Raw genomic sequence first — 17533 nt, forward strand, 5'->3', positions numbered from 1 at the left:
ACAATAGGCATCGGCTGGTGGTGCGAATTTGATGACAAGATACCGATGCGGTTTCATACATAGTTGATCTTTCAGCCGTACGACACATATATTCTTACATAATGCTCTCCAAATGTTTACCGGGGCAAACTTTTTTAAGCCGAATTAATAATTATCAATTTGAATGAAAGGAAATTAGCAATAATAGTTATACATAAAATTTTAGACAAAAATATTTGTCGGGTGAATAATGTCACTAATAAAATTAGATTTGCATAGCCTATACAATTATCTTTTTTTGTGAACCTAACACCTTTTTCGAAATCAATAATGTGGTTATAAAACGGGAGGTTCCAAAAAGTGAAATAGGCATTAAAGCTAAAATCAATCACCCTTTGGCAGATTAGTAATGCACTATATAAATCCTTTTAATCTCTTAAGCATACAAGCAGATAGTTTATCTGAAATAGACTCTTCAACAATTCGAAAGGCAAAAAAGATCTTGTTAGCAAACATCGAACTTAGTGACAACGAAGCGATTGATTACAATGGTGTTGAGATAACAAAATCGGCTTGTTTGTCAATTATCGATGAACTTGATGATAAAAATAAAAAAGAGTTTCATTTTTTCATTTTTAAGAATTTGCGCTTAAATGACTTTTTATTCGATGGAGATTTGGATTTCTTTAGATATTTTAAAATTGAAAGTATTTATGCCCTTCCTGAATTTATCGCTTTTATTAGTCCGTATTTCTCACTCCAGTTCGATAAATCACTTTCTAAAAATTTCAAAAAGCAAAATTTTAGTGATGTAAAACTGCTTTTATCCATTAAACCTATTGTGCACGAAACCTATCTTGAAAAAATTTATAATTCTACTTATATAGCTGTTAAGGATGTTGAAAGTGAGATAATTCAAATTATTAAAGACATAGAAAATAAAACAAGCCCTTATATTAAACTCAATTTCAACGGATTACCAGATCTTGTTAACCGGAAGGTAAACATTGAACTTGTAAATATATTGCCAGCTTACTTCAATACCGTGCGAAACCAACTCGCTCAGACTATTCGAAATTTAGCGAGAGATTTAAATAATGAACCATTTGAACAATATAAAGCTGCATTTGAAATAATTGAAATTGCATATAGTATTGTAACTGATGGTTTGGTAAAGCAAACAGTTACTAAGGGTTATTTTATCATTAAAAAAAACAATGATGACAATATTCATAAACAAGTAAAAACTGTTAGCCAGCCCATAGTAAAGCCTAATCATATTGAAATAGTGGATGCCCAACCGGCGGTAGAAAAACCAAAAAAAAATAGTGACGGAATTATTTATTGGGTATTTGTATGTTGCGCATTTGCAGCAGGGTTCTTTTATGCTCCCATTCAAGCAATAATACTTGCTTTATCATTGATAACGATGATATTTCCTGTATTCGCTCTCTATAAAGATAAAGATTTTAGCATACTTTCATTTTTAAAAAGGAATCTAATTTTAATTGCAGCAGCTGGTTTAGGTTTCTTTTATCCAATTATTGCACAATTATTTATTTCTTATAACTTTTTGCTTTATCTGAAGATTTTATATGATAAATTAACTTATAAAAAGAAAGAAAATAAAAATAGGTATGCTTTTTATTTGATTGGCGCCCTTGTAATAACCTTTATATATAATTATTCTTTGAAGTCGTCAAACAATTTAGTGGTAGACAAGGATAATAATTCAGTAATAGTGCTTTCAGCCGAAGATTACTTTCAAAAGGGTCAATCTCTTTTTAGCAATTCAAATTATAGTGATGCAATACCTGCCTACGATAGCGCGATAAAAAAAAATCCCAATTACGCAGACGCTTTCTTAGCACGAGGAGCAAGTAAAGCGAATTTAGGTCACTATAACGATGCAATTATAGACTATTTAAAGGCCCAAAAGTTTGGACTGAATAGTTCGATATTATTTTCAAATTTGGGTTTTTCTAATTATCAGTTAAAGCAAATTGATACCGCTAACAAGTACCTCCAAAAGGCCTTGTCATTAGATTCAACCAATGCTAATGCTTACAGATGGATAGGTGATATTAAATATGATAAAAATGATAATAAAGGGGCAGCAGATGAATATACAAAAGCAATAAACTATAATGGCAACGCGTCTAATTATTTCGCCAGGGGATTGGCCTTCTATTATCTTAAAAATTATGTCAAAGCTATTCAAGACATGGATAAGGCAATTGAATTAAATCCAAATGTTGGTCAATATTACTACGATCGAGGCGACACAAAAGAAATGATCAATGACAACGACGGAGCGTGTAATGATTGGAAGATAGCAAAAGTAAAAGGATATGATGTCCCTGACTATAAAGTTAATAAATGTACTCCCCAAATAATTTCTGTTCCCGATGGTGAAATTGCGGGGTGCAATGGTATAAGATATAGATACAATAGAGAGTTAAATAACAGATTATTAATAACAGTTGGTGGTAATGCGTGTGTTGCAGTCAAGCTTATTAATTTTATAACTAATAAATGTATTCGCTATGTTTTTATTAATAAAAATTCTACCTATTCGATTAAAAATATTCCCGAGGGGAAATACTATTTAAAAATCGCCTATGGTGATGATTGGAGTATAATGGGTGGCCAATCAAATTGTATAGGCAGATTTACTCGAAATTCAATATTTGAAAAGGGCCAGGATATTTTAGATTATAACATTTTACATGAAGGGAGAAGATATCAAATCCCGAGTTTTTCACTAAAATTAAATATTGATACTACAGGTATTAATAACAATACCTTTAATACCAATAAAATAAACGAAACCGATTTTTACAATGAGTAATATACTAAAAGCATTAAAGCCTTACTTATTTCTTCTGAACCAATTGTTTGAAATCGAACAGAAGGTAGTAAAAATAGAAGAACAAAATTCTATCGCCCGAAATATTGAACGGCTAAAAAATTATTTTGAAAATGATGCTTTGGAAAGTGGAATTGAATATCAGGGATTTTCAATTAGCGGACTGTATTATCATAATCCCCTCGGCGAAAAATATAATGAGACAAGACTCGATTGTGAAGCAACAATTTCAGGAACAAGCCACGAAAATTTAAAAATAATTGATGTTATAAAGCCCATCATTTTTGCGAAGTCAGGCAACTCGCGGCTTGTTGTACAAAAGGGGGTAGTAATAGTTCAATCAGAAAATTAAAATTACATACAATGGAAAAGATGATAAATTATGGCATTGATTTAGGTACAACAAATTCCGCCATTGCTAAATTTGTAAAAGGTGAGGTAGAGGTCTTTAAAAACCCATTGGAAACTGGACGAGAAACCCTTCCATCCGTAGTCTATTACAAGAAAGATAAGGTGGTTGTAGGAACAAATGCACGAACCTATTTTGAAAGGGATGGAAAAAATGTATTTGGGAGTTTTAAAAGAAAAATGGGCACCACCGAGAGCTTTAAGGTGAAAAGTATTAACCAATCAAAAACTCCGGTAGAATTATCAGCAGAAATCCTAAAAGAACTTAAAGGATTTGTTCATTCTGGTGAAACAATTGAAGCCGCAGTTATAACTATTCCTGCCTCTTTCGATGTAATACAGTCAAACGCAACTAAAGAAGCTGGATATTTAGCTGGATTCAAACAAGTTATTCTCTTACAGGAACCAATTGCAGCCAGTTTAGCCTATGCTAATAAACGCAAAGAAAAAGAATTAGAAAATGGTCAATGGTTAGTTTATGATTTGGGTGGTGGCACTTTCGATGTTGCACTAATAAAAATCAAAGACGGGGAAATGAAAGTTCTTGACCACGAAGGAGATAATTATTTGGGTGGCGCAGATTTCGATAATTTAATAGTTGAAAAAATCGTAGTACCATACTTAAATAAAAACTTTCAATTTTCCGATCTGGAAAATGAATTAAAAAGTGCCTCTGGAAAGTTAAACAATGTTTACTATAGACTTTTAAAAGTTGCGGAAGATGCAAAATTATCATTGTCTAATCGAACTTCGTCTGAAATAGAAGTCCGTGATATTAGTGATGATAATGATGAAGAAATTGATATTAGTATTGATATTACACGTTCTGAATTTGAAGGACTTATCAAAGAGTCTATTGATAAAACAATAGACATGATAAAAAAAATCCTTGTACGCAATTCGCTAAAATCTTCTGACATTCAATTTACACTGATGGTTGGAGGCTCAACCTTTATACCCTATGTTAGAAAACGAGTTGAAGAATTATTGCAAATTCCTATTAACTGTAACATTGATCCCACAACTGCAATTGCTATCGGTGCTGCATATTATGCCGGAACAAAAGAAAAAATTTTTGAGGGTGATATAAAAAAGAAAAATATATCAGGTCTCAAAGTTAGGTTGGCATATCAAAAAACCACTAAAGAAGATGAGGAATTGTTAGCAGTTAGAATTGATGGAAACATAGATGGGTTATTTTACCAAATTACAAGAGACGATAAAGGATATGATACTGGCAGAAAACCTTTAATAAATAGAATTTCAGAAGATTTACCACTTTTAAAAGATTCATATAATTTTTTCCGCCTTACGATACTTGACAGCCAAAATAATGTAATCGAAACTGATTCGGAACTAATTGGAATAGCTCAGGGAAAATTTAATGTAGCGGGTCAGCCATTAGCGCATGACATTTGTCTTGAAAGGGACTCTGAGCCTGAAATGGAAAGCAAGATTACAAAGCTTGAATTGCTTTTCCAGAAAAATACATTACTCCGCAGAAAATCACTAAATCCTATGTTTTAAATAAGTCAATTATTAAAGGCGGCGAAGAAAAATTCATAGTGAACGTTTTAGAAGGTCCAGAAACTTCTTTGCCGGAGGCTAATCAAACCATTGGTTACATTGAAATTGACGGAAGAAAGGTCAGTAGAGATATTCTTAGGGGAGCGGATATAGAAGTTACCCTTGAAATGTCTGAAAGTAGAGATTTAAGAATAACCGTTTATATTCCTATGTCAGATCAACAGTTTACGGAGGTTTTCAATCCGTCGATGAGGCACTTGCCAGTTTCAAAGCTTCAGGAAGAAGTACAAACACTTAGCGGAAAGTTAGATAGTGAAATTAAAGAAGCTGTTGGACGGGAAGATTACGAAACAGCTGAAGAACTATCTACACTTAAAAAGCAAGTAGAAATACTTGTTATTAATTCCAATAATTTAACAGGTGATGATGTTACTGACAAAAAATTTCAATTCGAAGCCGACAAAAGAAAAATTGCACAAGAAATTGATAATGCAACAAGAGATAAACGAATCTCTTTACTGAAAATCAAATACAACGAAGAAAAAGAATGGTGTAAAGAAATTGTAGAAGAAAATGGGAATGACCATGACCATAAACTATTTCGCGAAATAGTTGGCCGGGAGCCTGCATTTTTAAATTCCATTACACCCATTAAAATATTGGAAGCAATTGAGGAAATGACAGATCTGGGATTTAACATTCTTTGGAAAACACCTTCATTTTTAGAAGGGCGATTTCAAAGGCTAATAGAGAAACCGCAATTATTTAATGATCAAGATCAAGGAAAAAGCTTAATAGAAGCGGGCAATTTGGCAATTCAAAATAAAAATTTCGATAGGTTACGAGAAATAAATTGGGGATTGATTAGTCTATTGCCAAAAAGTGCTCAACAAGATGCAAAAACAGGTAAAATTGGTTTCTAATGGAATTTTTCAGTATTAATGCTTTCTATTTAGGGGTTTTTATTTCTACAATTGCCAGTACTACGACCCTATGCTACGGTTTGATTTGTATGATTTGGAAAATAAAAATCATAGAAGTTAGTCAATTTGGAGATGCTTGGTTTTCAATATTCAAAGACAAAATATTTGGTATTGATTTTAAGCTTGGCTGGCTCCCGTTTGGAAGTTCAGTTAGGCCATTAGGATATCTGGATGATGTAGAGGAAAGAAATAAGATAAACCCTTCAGATATACCTAATGCTGTATTTTCTAAACCGAAATATGTTAAGCAACTAATTAATTTTACCCCCTTGTTGCTTTACATTGTTTCATTTTTTGTTGTTATTAATCTAAGCAAATTTGATTTATTGGCTGATACATCCACCATATTTAATTTTGCATGGAAGACAACAAAAGAAATCTTTTATAGTAATTCACACAGGGCAGAATTTGTACTTTATGCTAAAAGTGTTCTTTTAGATCGGAATCACATACTCTTTTCATTTTTAGTGGCAGATATACTTTTTGCAGCAATATCCATTCCCACCGTACTTATGAATCTTTTATATGCCTCAAACAAATTAAGCGAAAAAGCGAAAGAGCGGCTTCAAATCTTATCATTTCTTCCTCTCATCTGGCTTTTGTTTTGGGAAATACCAAAATTCATATTTTCTATTTTCGGATTTAAAAAAAGCTTGATCTATATTTTCAGCTGTTCATTAGGGGCGTTCGCACTTGGCGTGGTATTTTTCTTCATGATAATCTTTGTCCTAAAAAGCATTGAAAGGAATTTACAATATAATACGTACAAAAAGGATGATAAGTAAATCTATAAAAATCGCTTTATCAATTCTGTTGTTTCTTTGTTTGTTTAGGATGCAATATGGATATTATGAGTTTGTGAGATTTTCTGCATTTGTCGGTTTTGTGTTTTTGGCATACCAGGCCAACCAAGGCGGTTATAATAAATCGATTTTTATATACGGTACACTTGCTTTGCTATTTCAGCCATTTTTTAAAATACCTTTGGGGAGACAGATTTGGAATATTGTTGATATAGCAGTTGGAGTCGGATTGATAGTATCAATATTTATTAAAAAGGATAATCGTCAACTATAATAAATTTGACACATCGAAAGAAGACCTTTTGCCAGCATTGAAAGGTGGCCCGCGCAGAGGTAAAAGTAAAAAGGAGGCACTGTTTTTTGGTTTCGGCGGTTTACCTAATTTGATTTTTATACCGATTCAAACCAGCAAAAATCACAACTAATTTACTCGTGTGATATGAAAATTAATTGGAGTCTTATGATTAACGATGCATTTCGTGCTGTAATGATTAATAATATTAGTAAACATCATTTACCCTTTAAAAATTCATTCTTTTCTCTTTCAGCCAGTAACAAACGTTCGTAGAGCTTTTTATTTTCCTCTACTAATTCCATTAACTTGTCAAGCGGGTTAAATGTGCAGGTATTATTATGCCCAAAATTGCTGCTGGATACAGATTGATTAAAAGTGTTGAAGTAGTTAACCACGGCTTCTTCAGAAAAGTTTTTGATAGCGTCCGTTGTTACTCCTAATATTTTTGCAATGTTTTCTAAAACATCTTCTTCTAAAACCTCGCTTTGTTCCATTCGCGAAATACTTTGTTGACTAACCCCCAGCTCTGATGCTAAGGTTTCCTGCTTAATGCCGCGTAATTCCCGGATACGGCTGATTTTTCTACCGATGTGCGTATTTGATGGTTTAGTTGATGTTTCCATAATCCAAATATACAAAAGTTTATTATCGGTAAATATAACACCAATATAGGTAAAATACATGCCTGATTGGTTCAGTACCGCACAGCCTATAATTTAATTTGTTTCGCCATTCGGTTTGGCACACTTAAATAGTTTGTTATGAACAGGTTGTTATATGTTGCAAGGAAAGCAAAGGGACTGACAGAAGCGCAGATTGCCAAGGTTTTGCAGATTGAAGAAAGTGAGTACAAGGAACTGGAACATTCAATATCAGATGTTACGGCCAAGCAGGCTTTACAGCTGGCTAAACTTTACGAGATAGATGCCGAGCAATTTATTTATACTGAGGGGGGCAAGGAAAGATTGCTTAAATATGCGATGGACGAAATATCAAGGTATAAGCAAAACGGTATGCTGGAAAACCTACCGCCAAGTTACTATTTCAATATTGTAAGTTTGGGTAATACAGCCTTAACCTTGCAGGCTGAACTTAACCACTCCACCTACTGCCAATATGAACTGGAACAGGATAACCAGGCTTTAAGGCTATTATATGCTGAACTAAAGGAAAAGTACGAAGGCAAGGCGTAAAGCCTGCAGTTGCGGCAAGCGGTTCATTACATCACGCGTTATCACGCTACATTTCATTCTCCGCCAGCCTCCCTGCATTTGGCGGCAATGAAATTCGTACCTCATAATATAGCCGCCGTGGTTTTAAAAGAGAAGGCAACACACCGCAGTCACAAAATTAGCACCACAGAAAACAGTAAAGGGCATGTAAATGGTGCGGTGTTTGTTTTTTTTTGGGCAGCACCACCCTTGACAGTTTTCTGCTTGCTGCTGCCGGTTGTTTAAGCGGTGTAATGCCAGTTTATGTGTATAGCTTAGATCAGCGCAGGAACTTATCTTATTTTAGCAACGTTCTTAATGCTGATCTACAACTATACCGTATAATATAAAAAATTCATCTATCACTTTCAGATTGGCGGGAAAAATAGAAGCGAGGTTAGGGCTACTTTATCGTGATTTATGGTAGTTTATCGTACTTGTGATGTTACTTATTTGTTACTTTATGTTTTTAACTATTTGAAAATCAACGGATAATTACATTCCTGCCATTTGGCAAATGTAAGCGCAATTACGGGTTTCTGAATATTTATATTGACAAGGAATATTTTGTTCCGGGCACCTGGGGCACTGAGTCAGACAAAGATAATCTTAAGATCATGCACTTCGCAGTAAAATAGAGAACGAATTAAATTTTTCAGGCCACGGTTATACGCAGCCTGTCAAAGTAAATTATAACCTGTTAGACTAATTTGATCAATATTTGGTCAAGAATTTAATTATAAATTGAAGTGCTTTATTATTCACCTTAAACGATATTTCCCCAAAAGAGATGGCTTTAGTTCAGGACATAGATGAAGATTTGTTAGACAAACTATATGATAAGGACAAGTGGGTATTTCTTGACCTCAGGCTTTATCCCGTTTCCTATTGAATTACTTGTTGTTTTACCATGTCTTTAAGGATTAGTTGCCCGTACTCATGGCCAAGGGCCTCTGAATCAGATGGATTAAAAGACTGTGTTTGTACAGAGTAGATCAATTGTTGGGTGTCCATTTCATAGAGGTTACTTTCCCAAAAGTACCGGGTATTTGTCACATAGTATCCGGGCTCATAAATGCGGCGGTATATTGCTGTATGGTACCCCCAGAAATGATTGTAATAATAGCTATAGGGTGAATAGTAATAAATATGGCCCGGGACATAGCTTTTTTCTTTCTCCTTATTGAGCATTACGATAGTGACAACCGCGTCAATTCCGTCATTTTTAATTTTGTTCATTGCCGTTTGTTCGTCCATTTTGTCGAATGCTTTGGGGCCATATTCCTGTACTGATGCTACGGCATTATAACCCCGGGCCTTTAAATCGCCCGCCATATGGTTTTCCATGTTCTCTTGAAGAGTCCGGTCTGCGGCCCGGACAAGTCCTAATACCAGTATCTTATTATATTTATGGGGGGCAGCATTTTTGGCTTTCCAGGAGCTTGTAATTTTGGATGTGGCGCATCCGGCCACGATCAGTAACAGGGCTATGCCCGTCAATTTTATTCTTTTCATAACTTACAACTTTAAATAAACCACTGTAAATTATAAGTATTTAGTGTGATGCAAAATGATTGCGGTTATACTATGAAATGATAAAAATTACATTACAAACCTCGATGTGAATTTGGTATGGCAGTCATTTTTTGCTGAGCAAGCGCAAAAATATGAAGCGGTTAATCACCGGTGCTTTTTACGACTCAAGCTGAGTTTTTAAATTTTTGGCCCGCAGAGGTCTTCTCCTCGCGCACGTAAGGTATGAGATGCGTTAGGTATGCGTAAATTTAAAGATAGTAAAAGTGAGACCGGGCACTTGATTTGGTGGGGAGCATTTTAAAAATACTCTTACACCCGAACTTAGCATGAAATTGACTTTCCGGTTATGACGATTTTTTGCCAGGACTATGCGTACGGCCGATAGCGTATTGGCAATCGCAGCAAAACCGGGTGCCGATGTGGTGCTGGTAAATGCTTGTTTCATAGCCCTAAACCATTTCCCGGGCAACAACGATAGCGATTTTACGGTGAGTAACAAATGTTGAAAACGAAATGCTTTTATGGCCACGAGCTTTAAATGAAAAAAAAGGATAGCCTGAAATTCTTTGTTTTACAAAATTGAGAAAACAAGTAAGGAATTATGATTGCTTTAGGAAGGCGTCTGTTATACAGCGCCTCATTATGCTCTAAAAATGAAATTTGGTGGTTAATCAAAATCCATCGCGTATTATTCAATATTTAAAAGAATGATTATTATCATTCTTTTGTAATTAACTTCAGAATATCTTTATAAAAAGGGCTAACACAACTTAATTGATATAATTTATAGCTCTTTCATTTCGGGCCTATTGTAAGCACCAATTTAAATAAGGCATAACCATATGAGCGATTTTAAAAAAATATTAATAGCAACAGATGATGGCCCGACATCTGAAATTGTTGCACTAAAAGGATTTCAATTAGGAAAGAAACTCAATGCGGAAATCGCATTAGTAAGCGTTGTTGACACAACAGTTTTAGTAAGCGAAACCGGGGCAACAAGTCGGGAATTGGCAGAAATTATTAAAAGTAACCATGTTGATAATCAACAAATATTAATTGAAAAAGTATTTGGTGATTTTAAAATTTGGTCATTTGTGGAACAAGGAAATCCTTATGAGGCTATTCTGAGAGTTGCAAAAGAATGGGAAGCTGATTTAGTAGTACTTGGAACACATGGCAGAACCGCGTTATCCAGTTTATTGGTAGGTAGTGTATCGGAAAAAGTGATCAGGCATTCAACAATACCCATATTTATTGTACCGACAAAACATGATTGAAAAACTATTTCCCGGTACTCATCACGCAGAAGAAACTGTCCGCAGGTCTATTGTAAAAGCTATCAGTTATAGGGCCGCCATTTTAATTCTTGATTTCGCAGCCATCTATCTGTTTACCGGACAAATAAAAGTTGCGGTTGGTTTTATGATAATCAGTAATGTTTACACCATTGTCGGTTATTTTTTTTATGAAAGAATTTGGGATAAAATTAGATGGGGTAAAATTATTTATAAAACAACAGATCAATAATGGGGGTATAGTGCCTGTAGTTTTACCACCTATTTACCCGTATACAATGCTTTGATATGTATAGTGTCATCATTAATAATAAAGAGCATCACGGCGAAGCAGGTCAGACTATTCTGAACCTGCTTCATCGCATTGGCGTTGATGTGCCGGCTCTTTGCTATGATGAGCGCCTGCATCCTTTTTCTGTTTGTCGTTCATGCCTGGTGAAGGTAAAAGGCCAGGACCAATTGCAACCGGCCTGCCGCACCCTCGTTACTGATAAAATGGTAGTGGAAACACATACTTCTGAAATTGAGGATTACAGGAAAGGCATATTGCAAATGTTGGCAAGGGATTATCCTTTTTCTGAGGTAACAAGATTCCCGCAAAAGGAATTTCATCAATGGCTAAAACATTACGGCATAACAGAAGAAACTAAAAATACAACCACCCCGGTTATTGATAGTTCACATCCCTATATGCAAGTGGATATGGGACGTTGCATTAACTGTTCAAGATGCGTAAAGATATGTGATGAGCTACAGGGACAGTTTGTATGGCATATCATAAACCGTGGCGATAAGACTAAAATTATTTCCGATTCTAAGAGTTTGTTCGCCGAAAGCTCATGCGTAAGTTGCGGCGCATGTGCTGATGCATGCCCTACTGGGGCCATTGAAGACAAGCAGGCGATCAAATTGGGTACGCCCGACGAGATAACAAGATCAGTTTGTGCTTATTGCGGGGTGGGATGCGAAATAGAAATTGGAGTAAAAGAACAGAAAATTGTAGGGGTACATCCTGCCAAAAATGCCCTGGTTAATAAGGGGCATCTTTGTGTTAAAGGTCGTTATGCATGGGAATACATGTATGCCGGCGACCGGATCACACAACCTATGATACGATACGCCGGTAAATGGAAGAAGGCATCATGGGATGAAGCCATTAAGTATTGCGCGGAAAGATTAACATCGATCTCCAAAAAGCACGGAGCTGACAGCATAAGCATCATCGGCTCGGCAAGAGCCACTAATGAAGACAATTACTGTATACAAAAATTTGCGCGGGCTGTTATCGGGACAAATAATGTGGATAATTGCGCCAGGGTTTGTCACCAGCCTACAGCCAAAGCCATGAGCATGGTTTTGGGCATGGGCGCGTCCACAAATTCTTTTGATGACATTGAAAGGGCAAAAACAATACTGGTTGCAGGAGCTGATACCACCGAGAGCCATCCGGTAGTAGGTGCAAGAATTAAGCAAGCTGCAATTAAAGGCGCTAATCTCATCGTGATAGATCCACGGAGAACAGAACTGGCAGAATATGCCACCTTTCACCTTCAGTTAAAGCCGGGAACCAATATCCCTTTATTTCATGCAATGGCCCACGTTATCGTATCCGAAAAGTTGCATAACGAAGAATTTATTATAAACAGAACCGAAGGATGGGATGAGTTTAAAAAATTTATAGCAGAATGGACACCGGAAAGAGCAGCGAAAATCTGCGGTGTTCATCCACGCCTGATAAGAGAATCGGCCCGCCTGTTTGCGCAAAAATCCCCGTCCATGTGTTTTCACGGTCTTGGGTTAACGGAACATACGCAAGGGACGGAGAATGTTATGGCGCTCATAACAATTGCACTGCTTACCGGGAATATTGGTAAAGAAGGTGCTGGCATAAACCCTTTACGCGGGCAAAATAATGTGCAGGGATCGGCTGTTATGGGCTGCGACCCTGCGGTATATACCGGGATGGCCTCCGTAAAAACAGAACGAAAAAGATTTGAGGAGCTATGGAAGACATATCTTCCAGCCACCCGGGGATTAACTCTCCCTGAAATGCTTGATGCCGCTGTAGCGGGAGATTTAAAGGCAATGTGGATCATAGGGTATGATGTTTTTTTTACTATGCCCAACTCAAAGCATACCAAAGAAGCTTTTGATATGCTTGATTTTATTATTGTTCAGGATATGTTTATGAACGAAACGGCGAAAAAGTTTGCCGATGTTTTTTTACCCTGCGCTTCTTCTTTTGAAAAAGCGGGAACCTTCATGAATGCGGAAAGAAGGATTCAAAAAGTAAGAGCTGCAGTATCCCGGCCACAAGAAGTGAAAGCAGATTGGGAGGTTGTTTGCATTATGGCGGCTGCGATGAAAAAGAAGGAACTATTTAACTTCTCATCTGCACAGGACATATGGAATGAAATAAGAGATACCTGGAGTGCGGCCTATGGTATAACTTATGAGCGGTTGGATAATAATGGTATCCAATGGCCCTGTCCAACTACAGATCACCCCGGAACAACCATTCTTCATACCGAAACTTTTCCACGAGAAGGCGGCAGGGCAAAATTATCAATAATTGAATTTTGCCCTACTACTGAACAGGTAACACCCGCATATCCGTTTATCCTGATAACCGGCAGGACGCTTTATCATTTTAACGCAGGTAACATGACCTACAGAACGGCTAACAAAGATATTTGCCCTGCAGATTTGCTTCACTTAAACCCAAAAGATGCAAATATCATCGGCTTGCAAGATGGAGATACTGCAAGAGTGGTCAGCAAATATGGCGAGGCCTCCCTGACTGTATGTATTGATAAATCGTTAAATAAAGGTGAGGCATTCAGTACATTTAATGATGCCCGGGTTTTTATCAATAAAATAACCAGTCCGCTGCGTGACAAATATGTGCAAACACCCGAATACAAAATCACAGCGGTTAGAATCGAAAAATGTTCGGCGTGAAGTACGTATGCAGGAGAAAGGGGCGAATATATACTACCTTTTCTAATAAAATGATCTTTCTGCCTCATTCATATTGCGTTCAAAAATTCTGCCTGCCCGATCGTAAAGCTGTAATGCGGACTGTTATTGATCCCCTTGCCCAAGGCGGGCGTAAAAACTTTTTTGAATGCTGTATCTTTTGCAAACGTGCTTTTGAGGTACACGTTAACTTTCTCCTTGTTAACGGCCTCCGGTCTTTCCACCGCTTTGCGGTTTAATATGGTCATTTAAAGGTCTCCCGTACTTTTTCTATCAAGGGCGAAAGGATCACATATAGTAAGATAATGCCGTAACCCCAACCCAATTGAATGCAGGTTTGATTTAACAGTTTTTGGGGGTGCCGGCTGATCGGGTTTTTATAATTTAAAGATGGTCTGCATTCCGCCCGCAGAAAATGCGGTGGCATCTTTAAAATGTGATCTTAAACGAGTTCCGGGATCGATGACAAGCATCATTTGAGATTCTGATATTGATCATTTATAAACTGTGTGCTATTCAGGTACTTTGTTAATAAAATTCACCGATGAAAAATAAAAGAAACGATAGCAGGCCTGTACTGCCGGAAGCTCCCTCGGTGCCGCCACAACCGGAAGTAAAACCTTCTGCTGAACCCGTTGCGCCCGTCTCCCCGGCCGAAGCCCCTGCTACAAAGCCCCAAGAGCTGCCTCAGGAACCATCGCCCTATGATTTTCCCCCTCCTGGAGAAGGCCTTTTTCCGGAACTATTTTGAAAAAGTTTGAACCCAGCGATCATGAAGACAGCAACAGACAACGAAACCTTGAAAACGATCTTTAAAAGAAGAGCGGTGCGGCGATATCTGCCGGATATGCCCGATGACGATATCCTGGAAAAGGTAATAGATGCCGGACGAATGGCCCCTTCTGCCATGAACGGGCAACCCTGGAAGTTCTATATCGTGACCCACAGGGATACTATCACATCATTTTCTAAAGCGATTGGCAAGGTTGCGTTAAAAGCAGTTGCACATGCTGCGGTTAAACATCCAGTGAAAACGCTCAAAACAATGTTGCATTTTTCACCAGGGCCTGTTGGCCTGGAATCCGACGATCCGATCTTTCATGGCGCGCCGGTCGTTGTATTTATCACCTCGCCCAAAGGCAATGAATGGGCGGGCTTGGATATCGGTATGTGTGCGCAAAACATGATGCTGGCCGCCAAATCGCTGGGCCTGGATAGCTGCCCTGTAGGGTTTGGTAAATACATTGAACAAACACCGGTTTATCATAAGCTTGGGATACCATCCGCAGAAGAAGTTGAGTTGGCGATCATTTTCGGTTACGGCGCTGAAAAACCCGATCCGCATCCGCGGGCGAAAAATAATGCCATTTTTATTGACCGGATGGAATGCTGCTGAGGCCTTTGGTTATCAGGCGGGTAAGGTATATCTTTCCAATATCGCATTAAATATCTCGCTTCGTGACGCAATAGCGCTGAGCCCTGCATTTTCTATAATTTCCGCACACAGTGTAATACAGTTACTTAACTGCATGATGGGCGTCGTTCTTTGACGGGATACTTTTAGTGGCCTTTGAACGCGTTGACTCATCAGCTACCGCTTTGCGGATACTTTTTCAGTATGTGCCGAACCAGGCTATTTCGCGTTAAAAGGCCATTATAAAAGGGAAACGATATCGGCAAAACGTATCCTTATTTTACGTTGTCTATACGTTACAGCGTGGATCTCTGACGTTATGCCGCTCTTCAAAATTGTGATCAGGGTCATAAGGATTCATGACTAAAGACATGGGCGTTTTCGCTGCTTCCGGTATCTTTATCTTATACAAAAGAAGGTTTAATCAACAATAATTTAGATTGATAGTTATGAACAATTTAGCAAACAAGGTGGCTATTGTTACTGGCGCCGGTTCAGGAATTGGCAAGGCAATCGCCATTTTGTACGCCTCGGAGGCGCTAAAGTTGTGGTTTCCGATATCGATGAAAAAGGAGGAAAGGAAACACTTGCAACGATCAAAGCAAAAGGCGGAGATGCCATTTTTGTTAAAGCGGATACCTCTGTTCCGGATGAGCATAAAAAGCTGGTTGAACAAACTGTCCAGCAATTCGGTGGCCTTCATATCGCGGTTAACAACGCCGGGATTGGCGGTCCGTTAAATACTGTTAGTGAGTATCCGCTCGATGGCTGGGACAAAGTTATTTCAATTAACTTATCCGGCGTCTTTTATGGGATGCACTACCAAATCCCGGCCATGGCCCATTCTGGGGGAGGAAGCATTGTGAATATGGCTTCTATTTTGGGTAAGGTAGGTACCAAAAGTTCGCCGGCTTATGTGGCCGCTAAACATGGCGTGATTGGCTTAACAGAGGCCGCAGCATTGGAATACGCTGATCAGGGAATACGCATCAATGCTGTTGGTCCGGGCTATATTCAAACCCCGTTGCTGGATATCCTGGACGATACAACCATCAACCTGCTTAAGGGATTGCACCCGATGGGCCGGCTGGGCAAGCCTGAGGAAGTGGCCGAACTGGCGCTTTGGCTTAATTCTGACAAAGCGTCCTTCGTTACCGGGTCTTACTATAATGTCGACGGAGGTTATTTAGCGCAATGATCTGATCAGATAAAACGATCATGGCTGGCCCGAAAAAACAACAACTGTTCAGCCCTGCGCGTATCTTGTTTTACACGCTGTCCGTCGTGGTATTTTATCTTGTCATTCATTATATCGGTAAGCTGAGGGACATTCGTACGCTATTGCTGCAGATGAGCATGGTCTGGCTTTTGCTGGCCCTGGCGGCTCAACTAACAACATATCTGTTCAATGTACTGATTCTCCGCACACTTCTGAACGGTCAAACCGGGAACGCTGATATTCTGACCCTATTTAAGCTGTCAGTAGTGATCATGTTTGTTAACCAGGCGTTACCGACAGGGGGAATAAGCGGCAATAGCTACATATTCGGCCAGCTGGTCAAAAGAAAGGTTCCGGCATTGGCCGCATTTAAGGCCCTGGTCCTGGAGTCTATTTGCTATTATATGGCTATTTTGGTGCTGTTAGCTGCTTTTTATGGCTGGTACGCCTTTCATACCGTAAGGGTAAACCGTGTTATCAGTTATACGGTGGGCACCGGGATTGTATTTTTTACAGCGTTGAGCATACTGATGCTTATCGTCGCCGACAGGCGAGCACTCTCTTTTATTTTCCGGAAACTGAAACGGTATAAATGGCTTAGGCGGCATATTGCAAAAGCCAGTCTTTTGTCTTCAAGAAAAGGCGAACAAACCCACTGGCGGGCCTTATTCAAAAACAACGGCTCTGTCACCACTGCGGTCATGCTACAAATGGCTATCCTCACATTTGATGCCCTAACCGTCTTTGCAATCCTGCAGGGCTTTCATGTAACACTTGAGGGCTCCAAAATTATGCTCGGGTTACTTTTGACCCTGGTTATCGGTTCATTACCCATTTCGCCAGGTGCACTAATCGCTTACGAAAGCGCGATGACCTTCTTTTTTACGCTGCTGGGGGTACCGGTACACGCAGCGCTGGTCTTAACCCTGCTTTTTCGCTTTTTCACGTTCTGGCTGCCTATCCCGGTGGGGCTGTTCCTTTACCGGGACCTCCGACGCGGCTAAACCTGGCC

At 38.4% G+C, this 17533-nt stretch carries 17 protein-coding genes; 14 read left to right on the top strand and 3 right to left on the bottom strand.

Annotated elements, in window-relative coordinates; translation table 11 throughout:
• Positions 1–388 precede the first annotated feature (388 nt).
• From DIU38_RS30220 to DIU38_RS30245, 6 genes are read left to right on the top strand one after another with little or no spacing between them, the layout of a single operon-like run.
• On the top strand, positions 389–2830 hold the full coding sequence (locus tag DIU38_RS30220; RefSeq protein ID WP_112653263.1) for a tetratricopeptide repeat protein: 2442 nt from the start codon (positions 389–391) through the stop codon (positions 2828–2830).
• Positions 2823–3200, top strand: coding sequence for a hypothetical protein (locus DIU38_RS30225; protein WP_112653262.1), 378 nt, complete (start codon positions 2823–2825; stop codon positions 3198–3200). The genes DIU38_RS30220 and DIU38_RS30225 overlap by 8 nt, the downstream gene beginning before the upstream one ends.
• Before the next feature lie 11 nt (positions 3201–3211).
• Positions 3212–4783 carry an Hsp70 family protein gene (locus DIU38_RS30230; protein ID WP_149354208.1) on the top strand — a complete coding sequence of 524 codons (1572 nt, stop codon included), beginning with the start codon at positions 3212–3214 and terminating at the stop codon, positions 4781–4783.
• A 38-nt stretch (positions 4784–4821) separates the two neighbouring features.
• Positions 4822–5706: a hypothetical protein gene (locus DIU38_RS30235; RefSeq protein ID WP_149354209.1), complete on the top strand. Its 885-nt coding sequence runs from the start codon at positions 4822–4824 to the stop codon at positions 5704–5706.
• The gene (locus DIU38_RS30240; protein WP_146750335.1) at positions 5706–6551 is read left to right on the top strand and encodes a hypothetical protein; all 846 of its coding nucleotides are present in this window, start codon (positions 5706–5708) and stop codon (positions 6549–6551) included. The genes DIU38_RS30235 and DIU38_RS30240 overlap by 1 nt, the downstream gene beginning before the upstream one ends.
• Entirely contained in the window at positions 6541–6843 is a 303-nt protein-coding gene (locus DIU38_RS30245) for a DUF6804 family protein (RefSeq protein WP_208057653.1), read from the top strand. Before DIU38_RS30240 ends, DIU38_RS30245 begins: the two co-directional genes overlap by 11 nt.
• Before the next feature lie 236 nt (positions 6844–7079).
• On the opposite strand, the gene DIU38_RS30250 is transcribed toward DIU38_RS30245, so the two are convergent.
• A complete protein-coding gene (locus tag DIU38_RS30250) occupies positions 7080–7487 on the bottom strand; it encodes a helix-turn-helix domain-containing protein (RefSeq protein ID WP_112653270.1) in 408 nt (135 codons plus the stop codon).
• A 138-nt stretch (positions 7488–7625) separates the two neighbouring features.
• Here DIU38_RS30250 and DIU38_RS30255 point away from each other — a divergent pair, with 138 nt between their 5' ends.
• Positions 7626–8057 (top strand): helix-turn-helix domain-containing protein, encoded by a 432-nt coding sequence (locus DIU38_RS30255; RefSeq protein WP_112653259.1) that lies wholly within the window; start codon positions 7626–7628, stop codon positions 8055–8057.
• A 903-nt stretch (positions 8058–8960) separates the two neighbouring features.
• Here DIU38_RS30255 and DIU38_RS30260 read toward each other — a convergent pair.
• Complete coding sequence (locus DIU38_RS30260) at positions 8961–9590, bottom strand: hypothetical protein (protein ID WP_112653258.1); 630 nt, start codon at positions 9588–9590, stop codon at positions 8961–8963.
• A 389-nt stretch (positions 9591–9979) separates the two neighbouring features.
• Between DIU38_RS30260 and DIU38_RS33305 the strand changes: the two genes are divergently transcribed.
• From DIU38_RS33305 to fdhF, 4 genes are all read left to right on the top strand, one after another.
• Positions 9980–10117: a hypothetical protein gene (locus tag DIU38_RS33305; RefSeq protein WP_167516319.1), complete on the top strand. Its 138-nt coding sequence runs from the start codon at positions 9980–9982 to the stop codon at positions 10115–10117.
• Positions 10118–10453: 336 nt separating this feature from the next.
• Complete coding sequence (locus tag DIU38_RS30265) at positions 10454–10891, top strand: universal stress protein (protein ID WP_112653257.1); 438 nt, start codon at positions 10454–10456, stop codon at positions 10889–10891.
• The gene (locus DIU38_RS30270) at positions 10884–11141 is read left to right on the top strand and encodes a DUF2061 domain-containing protein (protein WP_112653256.1); all 258 of its coding nucleotides are present in this window, start codon (positions 10884–10886) and stop codon (positions 11139–11141) included. The genes DIU38_RS30265 and DIU38_RS30270 overlap by 8 nt, the downstream gene beginning before the upstream one ends.
• Positions 11142–11197: 56 nt before the next feature.
• On the top strand, positions 11198–13870 hold the full coding sequence (gene fdhF / locus DIU38_RS30275) for a formate dehydrogenase subunit alpha (protein ID WP_112653255.1): 2673 nt from the start codon (positions 11198–11200) through the stop codon (positions 13868–13870).
• A gap of 68 nt (positions 13871–13938) precedes the next feature.
• Here fdhF and DIU38_RS30280 read toward each other — a convergent pair whose 3' ends face one another.
• On the bottom strand, positions 13939–14136 hold the full coding sequence (locus DIU38_RS30280) for a hypothetical protein (protein WP_112653254.1): 198 nt from the start codon (positions 14134–14136) through the stop codon (positions 13939–13941).
• Positions 14137–14660: 524 nt separating this feature from the next.
• Between DIU38_RS30280 and DIU38_RS30285 the strand changes: the two genes are divergently transcribed.
• The 3 genes from DIU38_RS30285 (at position 14661) to DIU38_RS30295 (ending at position 17525) form a co-directional block, all read left to right on the top strand.
• A complete protein-coding gene (locus DIU38_RS30285; protein ID WP_112653251.1) occupies positions 14661–15284 on the top strand; it encodes a nitroreductase family protein in 624 nt (207 codons plus the stop codon).
• 565 nt (positions 15285–15849) lie between these two features.
• Positions 15850–16500 carry an SDR family NAD(P)-dependent oxidoreductase gene (locus DIU38_RS30290; protein ID WP_243770617.1) on the top strand — a complete coding sequence of 217 codons (651 nt, stop codon included), beginning with the start codon at positions 15850–15852 and terminating at the stop codon, positions 16498–16500.
• Positions 16501–16520: 20 nt separating this feature from the next.
• A complete protein-coding gene (locus DIU38_RS30295; RefSeq protein ID WP_112653250.1) occupies positions 16521–17525 on the top strand; it encodes a lysylphosphatidylglycerol synthase transmembrane domain-containing protein in 1005 nt (334 codons plus the stop codon).
• Positions 17526–17533 lie beyond the last annotated feature (8 nt).

Source organism: Mucilaginibacter metallidurans, from assembly GCF_003286435.2.
Classification (GTDB): Bacteria; Bacteroidota; Bacteroidia; order Sphingobacteriales; family Sphingobacteriaceae; genus Mucilaginibacter; species Mucilaginibacter gossypii.

What these genes read in the sequence shown, in the direction of transcription:
- DIU38_RS30295 (WP_112653250.1), top strand. Translation starts at nt 16,521, where the DNA reads ATGGCTGGCCCGAAAAAACAACAACTGTTCAGCCCTGCGCGTATCTTG.
- DIU38_RS30230 (WP_149354208.1), top strand. Translation starts at nt 3,212, where the DNA reads ATGGAAAAGATGATAAATTATGGCATTGATTTAGGTACAACAAATTCC.
- DIU38_RS33305 (WP_167516319.1), top strand. Translation starts at nt 9,980, where the DNA reads ATGCGTACGGCCGATAGCGTATTGGCAATCGCAGCAAAACCGGGTGCC.
- DIU38_RS30270 (WP_112653256.1), top strand. Translation starts at nt 10,884, where the DNA reads ATGATTGAAAAACTATTTCCCGGTACTCATCACGCAGAAGAAACTGTC.
- DIU38_RS30265 (WP_112653257.1), top strand. Translation starts at nt 10,454, where the DNA reads ATGAGCGATTTTAAAAAAATATTAATAGCAACAGATGATGGCCCGACA.
- DIU38_RS30225 (WP_112653262.1), top strand. Translation starts at nt 2,823, where the DNA reads ATGAGTAATATACTAAAAGCATTAAAGCCTTACTTATTTCTTCTGAAC.
- fdhF (WP_112653255.1), top strand. Translation starts at nt 11,198, where the DNA reads ATGTATAGTGTCATCATTAATAATAAAGAGCATCACGGCGAAGCAGGT.
- DIU38_RS30260 (WP_112653258.1), bottom strand. Translation starts at nt 9,590, where the DNA reads ATGAAAAGAATAAAATTGACGGGCATAGCCCTGTTACTGATCGTGGCC.
- DIU38_RS30240 (WP_146750335.1), top strand. Translation starts at nt 5,706, where the DNA reads ATGGAATTTTTCAGTATTAATGCTTTCTATTTAGGGGTTTTTATTTCT.
- DIU38_RS30280 (WP_112653254.1), bottom strand. Translation starts at nt 14,136, where the DNA reads ATGACCATATTAAACCGCAAAGCGGTGGAAAGACCGGAGGCCGTTAAC.
- DIU38_RS30255 (WP_112653259.1), top strand. Translation starts at nt 7,626, where the DNA reads ATGAACAGGTTGTTATATGTTGCAAGGAAAGCAAAGGGACTGACAGAA.
- DIU38_RS30285 (WP_112653251.1), top strand. Translation starts at nt 14,661, where the DNA reads ATGAAGACAGCAACAGACAACGAAACCTTGAAAACGATCTTTAAAAGA.
- DIU38_RS30245 (WP_208057653.1), top strand. Translation starts at nt 6,541, where the DNA reads ATGATAAGTAAATCTATAAAAATCGCTTTATCAATTCTGTTGTTTCTT.
- DIU38_RS30220 (WP_112653263.1), top strand. Translation starts at nt 389, where the DNA reads ATGCACTATATAAATCCTTTTAATCTCTTAAGCATACAAGCAGATAGT.
- DIU38_RS30250 (WP_112653270.1), bottom strand. Translation starts at nt 7,487, where the DNA reads ATGGAAACATCAACTAAACCATCAAATACGCACATCGGTAGAAAAATC.